Below are 15338 nucleotides of genomic sequence, written 5' to 3'. Positions count from 1 at the left end.
CGTATATACAAATTACATTGATCCCTCAAAAAAGGGCCGATTGACATCTATCTATCATGCATTCGATTTGCTCTCGACGGCATCTTGGCCGTGAAATACTCGCGCCATGACGGCAACGCCGGATGGAAAATTATTACGCCTTTAACTGCCGCGCCGCCGCCACAAAAGACGACTCCACAATATCCAGCAGCCGATGATCCGACTCGGCTTTGCGACGCACCATCGCGAGCTTGCGCACCGGCGCATTCGGCCCCAGGCTCACTTCACGCACGGCGTGCGCATGCAGATGCTCGACGCGTAATCGCGGCAGCACCGACACGCCGACACCGGCGCCAACCATGGCAACTATCGCGTCTATCGACGGCAGATCGATTAAAGGCTGGCGCTGCGGCACGAGCTTTTCCACGAACTGCCCGGCCATGCGGCCCGCGACCATACGGCGGTCAAATCGGAGCCAGGGTTGCTCACGCAAAATCTGAGCAGGCGGTGCAGCCCTCAACCCCTTGGGCACCACGAGCACCAGTTCGTCATTCAGCAATTCCGTCCACAACAGCCGGCTCGATCCGCCGGTAGGCGGCCGGATCAGCACTGCCACATCGATCCTGCCGGCTTTTAGTTCGTCCAGCAAAATCGGCGTCGAACCGCGTTCGATTTGCAGCTCCACCTGCGGCGCGTTGCGCAACAGATCAGCGAACGCCAATGGCAAAAGCGTGGTTTGGGCAGAATCTGTAATGCCCAGCCGAACCAGGCCACCCGGCGCACGGGCTGCATGACTGCGCAACGCCTCGATCTCGGCCATGGCCCGGTCCACTGTACGCACCACCTCGCGAGCAAACGCCGTAGGCTGCACATGACGCCCGGACCTGTCGAACAGCAACTGCCCGAAATAGGCCTCCAACTGCTTCATCTGCAGACTGACGGCGCTGCGCGTCAGGTTGACCTGTTCTGCAGCGGCGGTGAGATTACCGTGCGCAACGACGGCGGACAGCGTGGCCAAGTATTGCAGTTTCATAGTTATCCGAGCCCCAGGCTACCCATAATGCGCGGCGGCAGCCTTTTCCGAGGCAGGTGCGCCATTGTCAAGAATTTCTTACTTATGGAACGACGAATTATCGCCCATTACTTGATTATTTCGCTCTAGCATACGACCTTACTCGCTCATTCCGGAATTTTCATGCAAGACGAACTCCGCCTACAGGACTATCCCATCGCCAGCCACACCTCGCCCAGCAAATCCGCCACAGGCGGATGGCAGGTGCCTAAACGCTTGCAACGCGTGCTGTCTCTGGCGGATTTCGAGGACGCTGCCCGGCGCCATCTGCCCTCGCCTATTTTTGCGTACGTCAGCGGCGGCTGCGAGACCGATCGTGCGCTGCGCGGCAGCGAAGATGCCTTCGCGGACTACGATTGGGTCACCCGGGTATTCATCAGCACCTCGCGCCGCTCGCTGGCTACGACGCTATTCGGCGAACGCTGGGCCGCGCCCATCGGCATCGCACCCATGGGCGTGAGCGCGTTGTCGGCCTACCGGGGCGACCTGATCCAGACCCAGGCCGCCGCGGCAGCGCAGATTCCCGCCATCATGAGCGGATCCTCACTCATCCGCCTCGAAGACATCGCCGCCGCCAATCCAAAAGCGTGGTTTCAAGCCTACGTCCCCGGCGAGCCCGAGCGTATCGACGCCTTGGTGGACCGTGTCGCGGCCGCGGGATTCAAAACGCTCGTCGTCACCGCCGACGTGCCGGTTTCGGGCAATCGCGAGAACAACATCCGCGCACGCTTTTCTACACCGTTGCGCCCGAGCCTGCGTCTGGCCTGGGATGGCATCACCCATCCGCGTTGGCTGTTGGGGACCGCATTCAAGACCATTCTGCGCCATGGCGTGCCGCATTTCGAAAACTCCCACGCCACACGCGGCGCCCCCATCATCGCGTCGAACGTCATGCGCGAATTTGGCGCCCGCGATCATCTGAACTGGACCCACGTCCAACAGATACGTGACCGTTGGAAAGGCCGCCTGGTCATCAAAGGCATTCTTTCCCCGGAAGACGCACAAATGGCACGGCAATATGGCGCCGACGGCATCATTGTCTCGAACCATGGCGGCAGGCAGCTCGATGGTGCGATCGCTCCGTTACGTGCGCTGCCCGATGTAGTGCGTGCATTAGGTCCCGATTATCCCGTCATGATAGATGGCGGCTTTCGTCGAGGCAGCGATGTCCTCATGGCACTGGCCCTGGGCGCAAAATTCGTGTTTGTCGGCCGGCCATTCAATTACGCGGGCGCCGTGGCCGGGCAGGCAGGCGTCACACATGCCATCGGCATTCTCGCTACGGAAATGGCGCGCAACATGGCCCTGCTGGGTGTGCTGAGCCCGTCGGAGCTAGGGCCGCAGCATCTGCGGCAGCGCAGCCGCTGACAATCCACCGGGCCGGGATCAATCCCGGTTTTGCGCATCCTCAAATCGATTGACGGTGCGCAACGGCGGGAATAGATAACTCCACAGCCCCACTACGCCCAAGGTACAAAGACCGCCCGCTATCGCCGCCGGCACAGCGCCTATCCAGGCCGCGCTGGCGCCGGCGCGAAACTCGCCCAACTCATTGGACGAACCGATAAACAGCATATTGACTGCGTTGACCCGGCCCCGCATTGCATCGGGCGTCGCAAACTGAAGTAGCGCACCCCGCACATACACACTCACCATATCGGCCGCGCCCGCGACAGCCAACGCCAGGCACGACAGCCACATCCAGTGCGATAACGCGAACACCAGATTGGCAATGCCGAACACTGCCACCGCGATCAACATGCGTTGGCCTACCTTGGCGTTAAAGGGGAACATGCTGAGGCAAATACCCGCAGCCACCTCGCCGACTGCAGCAGAACTGCGTAACAGGCCCAGCCCCTGCGGCCCCACCTGCAGAACTTCGTGAGCATAAATAGGCAACAGCGCCACCACCCCACCCAGCAGAACGGCAAACAGATCCAGGGAAATCGTCCCCAGAATCATGGGACGGCGGAAAATAAAGCGGATGCCGATACCAAAACGCTGCCAGATATTGGTGCTGCCCGCCTGCGACGTAGCGGCCCTACCCTGGTCGGCCGTCGAATACAAAACACGCACTTTTTGCAGTAGCAATGCCCCCGCAGCAAACGCCACCATGCAGATGGGATACGTCGCGTGGCTACCGCCCGCGCCGTACAACAAACCACCCAGCATGGGAGCACCGATCGCTGCACTGCGCATCACCATGGTGTTCGTGGCGATCGCCTGGGGCAATTGTTCGCGCGTGACTAATTGGGGCAGCAAGCTTTGCATGGCCGGCCCGGAGAACGCGCGCGAAGCGCCGAACAACACCAGCACTGCATAAATATTCGAGACGTCCTCGTGTCCATGATCCGACAGCCACCACAGCAAGGCGCTGCACACTGCGCCTACCCCCCAGCTCACTCCCAGAATGTGTTTGCGCGGCAATCGATCAATGAGGTCTCCTGCTGGCAGCAACAAGAACAGCATGGGCAGGAACTGGGCCAACCCCACATAGGCCAACGCCATAGGTTCGCGCGTTAAATCGTAAACCTGCCAAGCCACCACCACTGCCTGTACTTGCGTAGCAACCATGGCCAATACGCGAGCGAGTAGAAACGACAGGAAACCGGAGGGCTGATGAAATAGCGCAGAGCGGCTAGAGGGAGACGGGGCAGACATAAAGTCGAAAAGAAGAACGGCGCCGGATACGGCAGTTGTCTTCTGGGTAAATCACACAAGAGAGGGGACGCCAGTGCCGTATTATGCCAGGTCTTATATAAGACTGTCAGGAATGATTGAGCGGCGTGGGGGCTCTCCCTACCGTCATTTTTCTGATACCGTCACGGCCTGGGTTTTTTGCCACTGGGCCGCATCAAAGCCCCCCATCCTCGGGCGCCGAGCCGCGATTGCAGCACGCAGGCATTTTTTGGAAGTGAGACACAGTAATGCACAAGGAACCAGCCTCAAAATGGCTGCTCGACAGCTTTAGCATCGGCGATATTTTTTTCGCATCCCCGACGACCCAATTCAGAGCGCGCCAAGGATCCGATACGCTGACCGCCTATCAGCCCGCCACGTCCGCGGCCGTCAAGGCACTGTTTGCACAGGCCGAACAGCAGCACATCAACGATCCGATCATGTTTGGATTGGTGCCGTTTAACGCCGCCAATCCCGCCAGCCTGACGATTCCCGCGCAATATCAACAAGCGGCAGTGCCTGAGCGCGAGGCCCCTCATCACGCCTATGCGGCCGCCCAACAGACTGGCACTGCGGCGACTGTCTCTAACCGCCCCAAGGTTGTCGACCGTCAACCCGTGCCCGCACCCGAGGCCTATGGCGATATGGTCCGCAAGGCCCTGAAGCTGTTTGCCCAAGGCGATGTCAAGAAAATCGTGTTGTCGCGCGCGATGGACGTCACGCTGGATCGGCCGGTGGACTATGAGCGCCTCTTACCCGATCTGCTGGCGCGCAACGCACATGGCTATACCTTTGCCATCCCCGCATGGGGATTGAGCGACCGGGACTCACATCAGGACAACACGCCGACGGGCACACCCAGCGGCACCATGGTCGGCGCCAGTCCTGAATTGCTGGTCCGGCGCGAAGGCAATCGCATTCATGTGAATCCGCTGGCTGGCTCTATCGGCCGCCACTCCGACCCGGACACAGATCGCGCCCGCAAGGAACGCTTGGCAATCTCAGAAAAAGATCTGCGCGAGCACAGCTATGTCGTGAACGATATCGTCCGCATTCTGCGCACGTATTGCGATGAACTGGACGTACCCGACGGCCCTTCTGTCATCGGCACCGACGCCTTGTGGCACCTGTCGACCTACATCACCGGTACATTGCGCGACCCCGAAGTCACGGCGCTGGACCTGTCGTGCGCACTGCATCCCACACCGGCAATCTGCGGGCATCCTACCGATGTGGCTTTTGGCCATATCCGTGACCTGGAGCCCTTCGAACGAGGCTATTTTGCAGGGCTGGTGGGCTGGCAGCGCGCCAACGGCGACGGAGAGTGGGCGCTGACCCTGCGCTGCGCCCTGCAAACCGGCGACCGCAACCTGCGTCTGTACGCGGGTGCGGGCACCGTGGCCGGCTCGGATCCCGATAGTGAAATCGCCGAAACGGCCACCAAGATGGAAACGTTTATGCGCGCAATCAGTTGACGGTCAGGTTCAGGCGCTTGATCAAGGGTTCCCAGCGCTTGAACTCGTCATCCATGTATTGACGGAACGCGTCAGGACCATCCGCTGCGGGCTCCATGTACTGGGAGGCCAGGCGCTGTTGCACCGAGGGCGTCTTGATGGCGCCCATCAAGGCATCCTCCAGCTTTTTCTCGATATCGGCGGGAACGCCCGCAGGCGCCACGAAACCTATCCAGCCAGACCCTTCGATGCCCGGGACACCGAGTTCCTCGATCGTCGGCGTATCAGGCAAGAAACTCAAACGCTTTTTGGAAACGGCAGCCAATGCCCGCAGACGGCCATCTTTGATCATGGCCATCACTGCAATGGGCGGCAATGCCGCAAAATCGGTATCGCCCGATAGCAATGAGGTCACCGCCGCCGGCGACGACGCATAAGGCACATGCACGGCCTTGCCGCCCGTACGCTCGAGCAGCAGCTCAACCGACAGATGCGAGACGGTGCCTGCCCCGGTCGACGGGAAGTTATAGGGTTTTGCCTGGGACTTCATGGCCTTCAACAAGTCATCGAACGACTTGATGGGCGAGTTGGCAGGCACCACCAGGATATTGTGTTGATGCACGCCCAGCGTCAGCGGATCAATGTCCTTTTTCGGGTCATACGGCAGGTCGCTGTACAGCACGGTATTGTTGACCAGCGGCCCCGTGATGGAAACACCGAAGGTATAGCCATCCGGTTTCGCCTTGGCGATGGCAGCCGTGCCCAGGTTACCGCTGGCGCCCGGCTTGTTTTGCACCACAATCGGCTGGCCCAGGGTCTCGCTGACCTGCTCGGCAATCACCCGCGCCATGGTGTCCGGGCTCGACCCCGGGCCGAACGGCACAATCAACGTCAGGGGCTTGGACGGCCAATCAGCGGCCGCGTGAGCGGTATTCGCCACAACCGCCAGCGGCAAAACCGCCATGAGGGTGGCCCGTAAAAGTTTGCGCATGAGCTTGTCTCTCCGTGCAGTCGTTCTAGGATTCTGAGGTGGCCGAGTTTAACTCGGACTGCGAAATGACTCGCAGCGAAAAACCGGTCCTGGAACCACTCGCACCACAAGCAGCATCACACATATTTTCCGATCAATCCGCCATCAACCACCAGTTCCGTCCCCGTGATGTAGCTGGCTTCATCCGAAGCCAGGAACGCCACGGCGTTGGCGATTTCCCAGGGCGTGCCCATCCGTCCCATCGGCACCTGACGATCCCGCGCGGCTTTGGCTTGCTCGAAATCATCGGCCGAGAACATTTTTGCCACAGTGTTGCGCACGCGCGGCGTATCGATCAAACCGGGTACGACCGTGTTGGCACGTATGCCTTGGCCGGCGTATTGCTGAGCGATCATGCGGGCAAAATGAATGATCGCGGCTTTGGTGACGTTGTAGGCGAGATGCGGATAGCCCAGGTAGCGCAGGCCAGCCACCGATGACACGGTGATGAGTGCGCCACCGCCCTGCGCGGACATAATGGGCAGCACCAGACGACTGGCAATCAGCAGACTGTCGACGTTGACTTTCTGGATGCGCTCCCAATCGGTCATATCGATGTCTTCGGGGCCGCCGACTTTGCCTATGCCAGCGTTCGCCTGCAGGATATCGATCCGGCCATAGGCAGACATGACTGCCTGTACGGCTTGCTCCATCGCAGCAGCGTCGGCGACATCGGCCTGCAAAGCCAACCCTTGCGCGCCCAATGCCTGTAGGGCAGATAATGCATCCCGGGCCGCATCGAGATTGGCATCCAGTACACACACCGTGGCCCCATGGCGAGCCAAGGTGACGCAACACGCCTTGCCTATACTCCACCCAGGCCCGCTGGAGCCGCCTCCCGATACCAGTGCGACTTTACCGGCCAGTCTTGCGCTCGCGGCAGGCAGCACCGCCTGCAGATAATCGAGATCTGTGGTCATGCTGCGCTCCGCGAGTCCGGCATGGCGCCGATGACATTCATGCTCAACGCTCCGTTTGATGATGCGCCGATTTGCCCGCTCCTACATACGGGATCTCACGGTCTATCGTTTCCCAGATAAAACGCCCGGCGGGGTCCTGCTGTTCTTCGGCGATATGCGATACCAGACCCGCTGCCCGCGAGATCACCGCAAAACCACGCATCAGCTGGGTGGGAATACCCAGCTCACCCAACAATGCGGCCACGGCCCCCGTCGCGTTGATGGTGATATGCCGACCGTAGATCTCGTCGACGGTGCGAGCGAGCAGTTCCAATGCAGCAACCCATTTCCCTTGCAAATCCGGCTCAGCCTTTGCCAAGGCCAGCAGCTTGAGAGCACGCGGATCATCAGGCTTGTGCAGGTGGTGGCCGAATCCCGGCAAGGGTTTTTTAGTATCTCGATGCGCCTGCACGATCTCGCGCGCCAGGGCCTCGGCATCGTCAGCCTTGAGAATCCGATCGAGCAGCACAGAACAGTTTTCCATGGTGCCGACAAAACTGCTGCCGACCGCCATCAAGCCTGCAGCCACGGCGCCTTGCAGATTTTCCGGTGCGCTCATGTACACCACGCGTGTTGCGATCGCACTGGGCGTTAGCCCATGTTCCATCAACGTGATCAACACGGCATCGACAATGCGCAAGTCCACCGGCCGCGCATCGCGGCCCATGATTTGTGAAAACATCACTTCGGAGAATGTCTTCTTGCCAATCAAATCCTCGACCAGATCGGCATCACGGTACGACATGCCCTCGAGGTGATGGGCGCATAGATGGGTAACGGGACGGTTCATACTGCCTCCTTGAGCACGGAATCTCGAACAATGTTTTTGAGGACCTTGCCGACCGGTGAACGTGGCAGGCTATCGATCACATGAATGCGTTTGGGCGTGTGCACCGGGCCGAGCCGATCGCGGACGAATGCCATCAGTTCTTGTGAATCAACCGAGAGGCCGGGATGAAACTGCACAGCAGCCTGCACGGCCTCGCCCCACTTATCATCTGGAATGCCAAACACCGAGCATTCATAGACCGCGGGATGTTGCGCCAACGCGTTCTCGACATCGATGGGATACACGTTGAAGCCGCCCGTGATGATCACGTCGCGCAAGCGGTCTTTGATATATAAATAGCCACGCTCGTCGACGACTCCCACGTCGCCCGTATGCAGCCAACCATCGACAAGTGTCTCTGCCGTTTTTTCCGGCAATCGCCAATACCCCGTCATCACGAGATCGCCACGCACGACAACCTCGCCCGGCTGACCCGCTGGTTGAATCCGGCCCTCGGCATTCATGATGGCAAACTCTGAAAACCACGTCGCGCAGCCCACAGATCCCGTATTGACCGAATCCGTAAAATCCTCCGGCGTGATGACCGTCACGATCTGCGGCGACTCGGTCTGGCCATAGGTAGAGCCAATCACTGGACCGAAGAACTCACGGACCTGTTCAAATTTCTCGACGGGCATCGGTGCCCCGCCGTAGATCAGATTACGCAACTTCGGAAAATCCGCGCGCGACACACCAGGTTGCGCCATGATCATGTAGATCAGCGTGGGCGGCATGAACGACAAGGTTCCACCACGCTCGCGAAACGCTGCCGTAATCGTGGCAGGCGAGGACTCATCCAGAAAGACATGCGTGCCGCCTTGTGCCAACACCGGCAACAGATACGTCGAGGTGCCATGTGTCACCGGCGCAGCGACGACGTAGCGATCATCGCTGGTCAATTTCCATGCATGGATCTGATTGACGATCACCGCCGTCCAGGCACGATAGGGTTGCATCACACCTTTGGGCAGTCCCGTCGTACCGCCCGTGAATTTAATCGCTTGAGTAGCGTCGGTGCCAGGCTCACACCGCACCGGTTCTCGGCCCTCGTAGGTCTGCAGCAGGCTGGCGAGCGCGTGTTCACCGGCCTGCGCATCCAGACGGATATGCTCAGTCCGCCCCGCGTCCACCAACGCGTCGCCCGTGCCGTCGGTTATCACGATACTGGGGGCAGTCGCATCCAGAATGCGAACGATCTCCTGCTTGGTGCTGCGATAGTTCAACGGTACCCAGATTTTTCCCGAAGCGATCACAGCAAGCAATGCCACCACATGCTGCGCCGTATTGCCGGCGCAGATAGCGACTCGGCTTTGCGGTGTGGGATCCAGCGTTTGCAACGCCGTGGCCAGCGCCAGCGATTCGCGGCGCAGCCGCTCGTAGGTCCAGGCGCCTTGCGGCGTATCCAATGCGATGCGATCACGAAAGCGAGCGGCGGCCCGCAGAAAAAAATCAATCGGGTACACAAACAGCTCCTGAGTTGGTTATTGCACTTTGAGGCCGGCCGAGGTCACAACCTTGCCCCATTTCGCGATCTCGCTATCGATGAATGCCTGCAAGGTCTCCGGCGTATTGGGTGGCGCAGGCAACACGAATCCGCCGTGTTCATAAGCACTGCGCATCTCGTTACTCGACAGGCCTTTGTTGATCGCGGCATTCAGTTTCTCGACGACGGCGGCAGGTGTGCCTGCAGGCGCCACCACCGCAAACCACGACTGCACAGAGAATCCAGACAACCCGGATTCCGCCAAGGTCGGCACGTCGGGCACAAAGGGCACGCGCTCAAGCGACGTCACCCCCAGGACGCGCAGCTTGCCGGCCTGGACTTGCGGTAACGAGGACGGCAGGTTGTCGAACATCGAATTCACCTGCCCGCCCAACAGATCGGCTACCGCCGGTCCGCTGCCTCGATAAGGCACGTGCAAAATATCCGTGCCGGTCGCCATTTTGAAGAGCTCGCACGACAGATGGATAGACGAACCGCTGCCCGACGAAGCGCAGGTCAACTTGCCGGGATGGCTTTTGGCGTAATCGATGTATTCCTGCACCGACTTGATGGGCAAGCTCGGATGCACCACCAGGATGTTCGGAATAGTGGCCAGCAATGCCACAGGTGCGAAGTCTTTCTTGAAATCGTAGTTCAGCTTTTCGTACAGCGTCCGGTTGATCGTGTTCGCGATCGAACCGACGTACAGGGTGTAGCCGTCGGGCTTGGCACGGGATACCACCTCGGCGCCAATGTTGCTGTTCGCCCCGGGACGATTCTCGACAACCACCGCTTGGCCCAGCGAATCCGACAAAGACTTCGCCATCAGGCGCGCCACGATGTCGGTGGCGCCGCCGGCCGCGTAGCCGACGACCAGCGTGATAGGACGCGAGGGATAGTTGTCCGCCGCTTGAGCGGCAGTCGCAAAGCCGATGCCCGCGAGGGCGAGTGCCAGGCACCCGGCAAAACGTCTCATAACAGAATGCATTGCAGTCTCCAATGGGTTGTTTATTATTTGGACAATATGTGTTTGTCCTGTGCGATCTATGATCTGCTCACCGGGATATCTCGCAAAGATGCAGTGTTTGAATAATGAACAAAGACTCGCAAAACAGTAGCCATGGCGCCAGCACCCTGAGACGAGGGCTGCATATTCTGGCGGCACTGCGGCGCGCCCCGGAGGGGCTGGACATCAACGGCATTGCCCGGGCGCTGTCCATGCAGCGCACCAGCGTGTACCGCTACATCTCCGTCCTCGTCGAAGAAGGCTATGCCGTTCGCGATCCGCAAACGGGCCTGTACCGCGCAGCATCGCTCTGGCCGCAATTGGGCGACGAGCAGACACTGTCCGTAGCACGGCTCGCCCCTGCCATGCGGCGCATCAGCGATCACACGGGCGACTCGTCTTTTCTGATCTGCCGTGTGGGTTCCGACTCGTTGTGCCTGCATCGGGAAATCGGCAGCTACCCCGTGCAGGTGTTGGCGGTGACCATCGGCCACCGTCAGCCTTTGGGGGTCGGCGCGGCAGGGCTGGCGTTGCTGGCGGCTTTACCCCCAGACGAGGCGGAAGCCGTCATCCAGCAGAACCGTGAGGCGTTGCGCTCGTACGGAAACATGACCGTGGCGCACATGAGATTGTTGGTCGAGGCTACACGCGATAGAGGATGGGCAACTGTCGGTAATGCAGCCGTATCGGGCGTGCTCGGCGTCGGCGTCGCGTTGCGCGATCGTTCCGGGTACCCGCGATTGGCACTCAGCGTCTCGTGCATTCTCGATCGAATGCCTGCCGCTCGCCAACGCACCATCGCAGAGCTGATTCGCCGTGAAATCGGAGATGCCGTGTGAACCCTATCGCTCGACCACCAGTTCCGCCAATTGTCGAACTGCGGCCTGGGCTGCCTCGGGCGTAGCGAAATTGGCAAACCCCATGATCAATCCCGATAGCGGCGATTTACGCATGCACCATTGACTCAATGCCTGGGCAGCCAGTCCATTGGCCTGCGCCTGCGCTGCGATGTGCTTGTCGTCAAACGCCCCCTGTAAATGCGCCATCACTTGAATGCCTCCGGCCTGCGGCTCGACATATAGCCGATCGCCCAGCGTACGTTGCAGCGCATCGACCACATAGGCGCGTCTTTCGGCATAAAGCGAGCGCATCCTGCGCAGATGCCGCGCAAAATGCCCCTGCTCGATGAAATCGGCGACCATAGCCTGCGGCAGGATGGAGCCTGCGCCCGGCATGTGCTCCACGATGTCCCGGAACCTCTGCACTTGCGCAACCGGCACGACCAGATAGGCCAATCGCAACCCGGGAAACAGCACTTTGCTAAAGGTCCCGGTATAGAGCACCCTGCCCTCGCGATCCAGGCTTTTCAATGCCGGCAATGGACGGCCGTGATAGCGAAACTCACTGTCGTAGTCGTCTTCGATGATCCATGCTCGGCGCTGACTGGCCCATTCCAGCAGTTGCAGCCGACGGGGTAGCGACAACGCCATCCCCATGGGGCTCTGATGAGTCGGTGTCACCACCACAAAACGCGCCTGATCCGCGCGCCGTTTTCCGGTCTCTACGTTCAGCCCCTCGCCATCGACTGTGACGGGCATCAAACGCAAACCGAGCTGCTGTAGACACTGCCGTGCAAAGAGATAACCCGGCTCCTCGTGCCACCCGAGATCTCCGGCTTGCAGCAGGGCGCGATACACCAGTTCCAACGCGCCACGATAGCCGACGGTCACAAACACCTGCTCGTGCGAGCAAGCGATACCGCGGGAAATACCCAAGTAAGTCGCAATGGCGCGCCGCAGAGGCTCGTATCCAGCCGGATCCGGTGTAATCATCGCCGCCGTTTCCAGCGTGCGCAGACTGCGCCCTGCGAGGCGCGCCCAGGTTTTACGTGGAAAGGCATCCAATGCAGGCAACCCCAGCCTGAAGGGCACATCGTCCCCTAGCATCTCCGGGGGACGTGCCGACGCCTGCATGCCAGAGCTGGACACCTTGATGTGAACAGGCTCCGATAGTGTCCCCAATCGCGGCGACACCACCGTACCGGCTGCGCCTCGCGCCACGAAATAACCCTCGGCGACCAGCATTTGATACGCCGTTTCGATGGTTCCACGCGCCAGGTTCAACTCGCTGGCCAGGCTGCGTACCGACGGGACCCGATCGCCAGGCAGCAGCTTGCCTGACTCGATCGCCTCCCGGTATCGCCGATATAGCTGCAAATAAATCGGCAAGCCGTCCGTCCGGCTCAGGCGCAGATCATGCATGTCCATGAATCATGTCCTATTAATTTATTCAAATCTTGCACCTATCTCATAGGCCAAGATTTTCCTAAATTAGAGCCTGCACCACAAGGAAATCCCATGTCCGACATTCATTTGCGTCATCTCGAGAGCGATCACGATTATCAAGCCGGTTTTGAAGTCATGCGGGAGTTACGCCCGCATCTGACCGACGCCCATGCCTTTGCCGCCCAGATACGCCGGCAAGCCGGGCAGGGTTACCGCCTGCTGGCGGCCTGGCGTGGCGAGCAGATTCAAGGGCTGGCAGGCTATCGTCTACAGGAAAACTTGATATACGGACGCTTTCTTTATGTCGATGATCTGATCACCACGGAGAACGCGCGCCGGCATCGCGTGGGCGCGACGCTGATCGATAGCCTGCGCGACGAGGCGCGGCAACAGGGCTGCGCGCATTTTGTGCTGGATACCGGCCTCGCGAATGCGCTGGGACAACGCTTTTATTTCCGCCAAGGCTTGTTGGCCAAAGCGCTGCATTTCTGCCAGCAGCTGTAAATTCTGGTCATCACGGCCTTTTTTTGACTCTCACCCATCGGAGCAATGAATGAGCACACTACGCCTGCCTTATTGGACGCTTTCCCCCGAAGCCTATCAAGGATTCATGGCCACCAAAAAAGCCCTGGAAAAAAGCAGCCTGGGCAAATCACTGATCGAATTGGTCTGGCTGCGCATGTCGCAGATCAACGGCTGCGCATTCTGCCTGGAGATGCATAGCAAATCGCTGCGCGGCGACGGCATCGATACGGCCAAGCTCGACAGCGTTGCGGGATGGCGCGTGAGCGAACGGTTCACGGAGCGTGAACGCGCTGCATTGACATGGACGGAATCGCTCACGCATGTGGATCAGACGCACGCGCCCGATGCAGATTTCGAACCGCTCAAGGCGCACTTCAGCGATGCCGAAATCTCGGATCTATGCTTTGCGATTGCCTTGATGAGCGCATTCAATCGGCTGGCCATCGGAATGCGCCAATGAACATTCTGCATATCGATTGCAGCCCGAGAGCCGCATCACACAGCCGCCGACTGTCCGCAGCGATTGTGGCGCGGTTGCTCGCTGCTCATTCCGATGCACGCGTCACCCGCCGCGATCTCGGACACGATCCGATCCCGCACGCCGAGCCCGATTACGCGACCGCACTGGCCTCGCGCGAAGCATTGGCGATAGGCATAGCCAATGGCGCAACCCGTCTGTCGGAACAGTTGATTCTGGAAATCGAAGACGCGGATGCCCTGGTCATCGGCACGCCGATGAATAACTTCACGGTGCCGTCTGCGCTCAAAGCCTGGATAGACCAGATCGTGCGCATCGGCCGCAGTTTTGCACCATCGGCCACCGGCGAAAAAATCGGTTTGCTGCCGGACCGCCCTGTGTATATCGCCATCGCATCCGGTGGAATTTTCACAGGCGACAACGCCAAGCAACCGGACTTTCTGACGCCATATCTATCCGCAGCGCTGGGATGCGTGGGGTTAAAAAGCGTGCAGTTCCTGTCGCTGCAAGGAACGGCGTTTCGCGCGCCGGAGCAATTGGCCGCAGATCAAGAGGCATTGCTTACCGCATTCAATCCTGCGTGAGTGGCCTTTCCCCCGCAAGATTGTTAATCTCATTGCAGGAGAACACAGCCACTCACATTGGGACAAGACGGTGCCACAGACCGGAAATAAAACCGCAACACCATCGACGTCCTATTGGGTAATCGCCTCGCCCGCGCTTTTTCTCTTGCTCTGGTCCAGCGGATTCGTTTTCCTGAAGGCGGGATTGCAGTATGCCGACCCGCTGACGTTTCTGGCATTGCGTTATGTGTGCGTGGTGGGATTGCTCATCCTCGCGTGTTGTTGGCGCCGGCCGAGCTTTCGATTGACGGCCAACGAATGGGTCAGCCTGATCGGCACCGGCCTATTGATCCAGGCCGGTTATTTTGCGTTTACGTATCTCAGTCTGAAGCTCGGCACGTCCGCCGGAACGATTGCGCTGATCACCTCGCAACAGCCTATTCTGATCGGACTGCTCGCCCCGTGGGTCGCCAAAGAAAGCGTGGGGCTGCGCCGATGGATTGGTCTGATCCTGGGCGTCACCGGCGCAATTGTGGTGATCCTCTCTAAATCGTCCATCGCGCTGACATCGACACTGGGATTGGGATTCGCGCTGTTGGCATTGCTCACGCTGGCGGGTGGCACGCTATGGGAAAAGCGATTTGGCACACAAGCCAATGTGCTGACGGCCAACACCGTGCAGTACAGCGTGGGCCTGGCCGTCACGGCTCCATTGGCATTCTGGCTGGAGCCCATGCAGGTGCAGTGGACGGCCGGTCTGTTTGGATCGCTGGCCTATCTGGTCGTGTGCAACTCGCTGCTGGCGATCTCGCTGCTGCTGGCCATGATCCGGCGCGGTGAGGCATCGCGCGTGTCCGCGCTGTTTTTCCTCGTACCGCCGATGACCGCGATCATTGCATTCGCGGTCTTGCGGGAAACGCTGCCGGCGCTGGCGATTCCTGGCATGGCGCTCGCCGCAGCGGGGATTTATCTGGTGATGAAGCGATCCTGAAGTTC

General features: G+C 59.8%; 15 protein-coding genes. 7 read left to right on the top strand and 8 right to left on the bottom strand.

Going from position 1 to position 15338, the window contains the following annotated elements; all coding sequences use genetic code 11:
• Positions 1–133: 133 nt before the first annotated feature.
• Complete coding sequence (locus ACYVI2_RS13360; RefSeq protein ID WP_415818673.1) at positions 134–1012, bottom strand: LysR family transcriptional regulator; 879 nt, start codon at positions 1010–1012, stop codon at positions 134–136.
• A 162-nt stretch (positions 1013–1174) separates the two neighbouring features.
• Between ACYVI2_RS13360 and ACYVI2_RS13355 the strand changes: the two genes are divergently transcribed.
• Positions 1175–2419 (top strand): alpha-hydroxy acid oxidase, encoded by a 1245-nt coding sequence (locus tag ACYVI2_RS13355; RefSeq protein WP_415818675.1) that lies wholly within the window; start codon positions 1175–1177, stop codon positions 2417–2419.
• A gap of 18 nt (positions 2420–2437) precedes the next feature.
• On the opposite strand, the gene ACYVI2_RS13350 is transcribed toward ACYVI2_RS13355, so the two are convergent.
• Entirely contained in the window at positions 2438–3712 is a 1275-nt protein-coding gene (locus ACYVI2_RS13350) for an MFS transporter (protein ID WP_415818677.1), read from the bottom strand.
• A 266-nt stretch (positions 3713–3978) separates the two neighbouring features.
• Between ACYVI2_RS13350 and ACYVI2_RS13345 the strand changes: the two genes are divergently transcribed.
• On the top strand, positions 3979–5205 hold the full coding sequence (locus ACYVI2_RS13345; protein WP_415818679.1) for an isochorismate synthase: 1227 nt from the start codon (positions 3979–3981) through the stop codon (positions 5203–5205).
• Here ACYVI2_RS13345 and ACYVI2_RS13340 read toward each other — a convergent pair.
• The 5 genes from ACYVI2_RS13340 to ACYVI2_RS13320 form a co-directional block, all read right to left on the bottom strand.
• Positions 5198–6175, bottom strand: a complete 978-nt coding sequence (locus tag ACYVI2_RS13340) for a Bug family tripartite tricarboxylate transporter substrate binding protein (protein WP_415818681.1) — start codon at positions 6173–6175, stop codon at positions 5198–5200. The genes ACYVI2_RS13345 and ACYVI2_RS13340 overlap by 8 nt on opposite strands.
• Positions 6176–6291: 116 nt before the next feature.
• Complete coding sequence (locus ACYVI2_RS13335) at positions 6292–7134, bottom strand: SDR family NAD(P)-dependent oxidoreductase (protein WP_415818683.1); 843 nt, start codon at positions 7132–7134, stop codon at positions 6292–6294.
• Positions 7135–7177: 43 nt separating this feature from the next.
• Positions 7178–7963, bottom strand: coding sequence for a citryl-CoA lyase (locus ACYVI2_RS13330; protein ID WP_415818685.1), 786 nt, complete (start codon positions 7961–7963; stop codon positions 7178–7180).
• The gene (locus tag ACYVI2_RS13325; RefSeq protein ID WP_415818687.1) at positions 7960–9465 is read right to left on the bottom strand and encodes a class I adenylate-forming enzyme family protein; all 1506 of its coding nucleotides are present in this window, start codon (positions 9463–9465) and stop codon (positions 7960–7962) included. The genes ACYVI2_RS13330 and ACYVI2_RS13325 overlap by 4 nt, the downstream gene beginning before the upstream one ends.
• Before the next feature lie 18 nt (positions 9466–9483).
• Positions 9484–10473, bottom strand: coding sequence for a Bug family tripartite tricarboxylate transporter substrate binding protein (locus ACYVI2_RS13320; RefSeq protein WP_415818688.1), 990 nt, complete (start codon positions 10471–10473; stop codon positions 9484–9486).
• A 104-nt stretch (positions 10474–10577) separates the two neighbouring features.
• Here ACYVI2_RS13320 and ACYVI2_RS13315 point away from each other — a divergent pair, with 104 nt between their 5' ends.
• A complete protein-coding gene (locus ACYVI2_RS13315; protein ID WP_415818690.1) occupies positions 10578–11330 on the top strand; it encodes an IclR family transcriptional regulator in 753 nt (250 codons plus the stop codon).
• A gap of 3 nt (positions 11331–11333) precedes the next feature.
• Here ACYVI2_RS13315 and pdxR read toward each other — a convergent pair whose 3' ends face one another.
• Complete coding sequence (gene pdxR / locus ACYVI2_RS13310; RefSeq protein WP_415818692.1) at positions 11334–12758, bottom strand: MocR-like pyridoxine biosynthesis transcription factor PdxR; 1425 nt, start codon at positions 12756–12758, stop codon at positions 11334–11336.
• A gap of 90 nt (positions 12759–12848) precedes the next feature.
• Here pdxR and ACYVI2_RS13305 point away from each other — a divergent pair, with 90 nt between their 5' ends.
• From ACYVI2_RS13305 to ACYVI2_RS13290, 4 genes are all read left to right on the top strand, one after another.
• Positions 12849–13280, top strand: coding sequence for a GNAT family N-acetyltransferase (locus ACYVI2_RS13305; RefSeq protein WP_415818694.1), 432 nt, complete (start codon positions 12849–12851; stop codon positions 13278–13280).
• Between the two features lie 49 nt (positions 13281–13329).
• Positions 13330–13761, top strand: a complete 432-nt coding sequence (locus ACYVI2_RS13300) for a carboxymuconolactone decarboxylase family protein (RefSeq protein WP_415818696.1) — start codon at positions 13330–13332, stop codon at positions 13759–13761.
• Positions 13758–14363 carry an FMN-dependent NADH-azoreductase gene (locus ACYVI2_RS13295; protein WP_415818698.1) on the top strand — a complete coding sequence of 202 codons (606 nt, stop codon included), beginning with the start codon at positions 13758–13760 and terminating at the stop codon, positions 14361–14363. Before ACYVI2_RS13300 ends, ACYVI2_RS13295 begins: the two co-directional genes overlap by 4 nt.
• 70 nt (positions 14364–14433) lie before the next feature.
• Positions 14434–15333 carry a DMT family transporter gene (locus ACYVI2_RS13290; protein ID WP_415818700.1) on the top strand — a complete coding sequence of 300 codons (900 nt, stop codon included), beginning with the start codon at positions 14434–14436 and terminating at the stop codon, positions 15331–15333.
• Positions 15334–15338: the final 5 nt, after the last annotated feature.

The sequence above is a fragment of the Bordetella tumbae genome, assembly GCF_054780995.1.
Note: the sequence above shows the minus strand (reverse complement) of the source record. Positions and strands in the feature narration are given on the sequence as shown.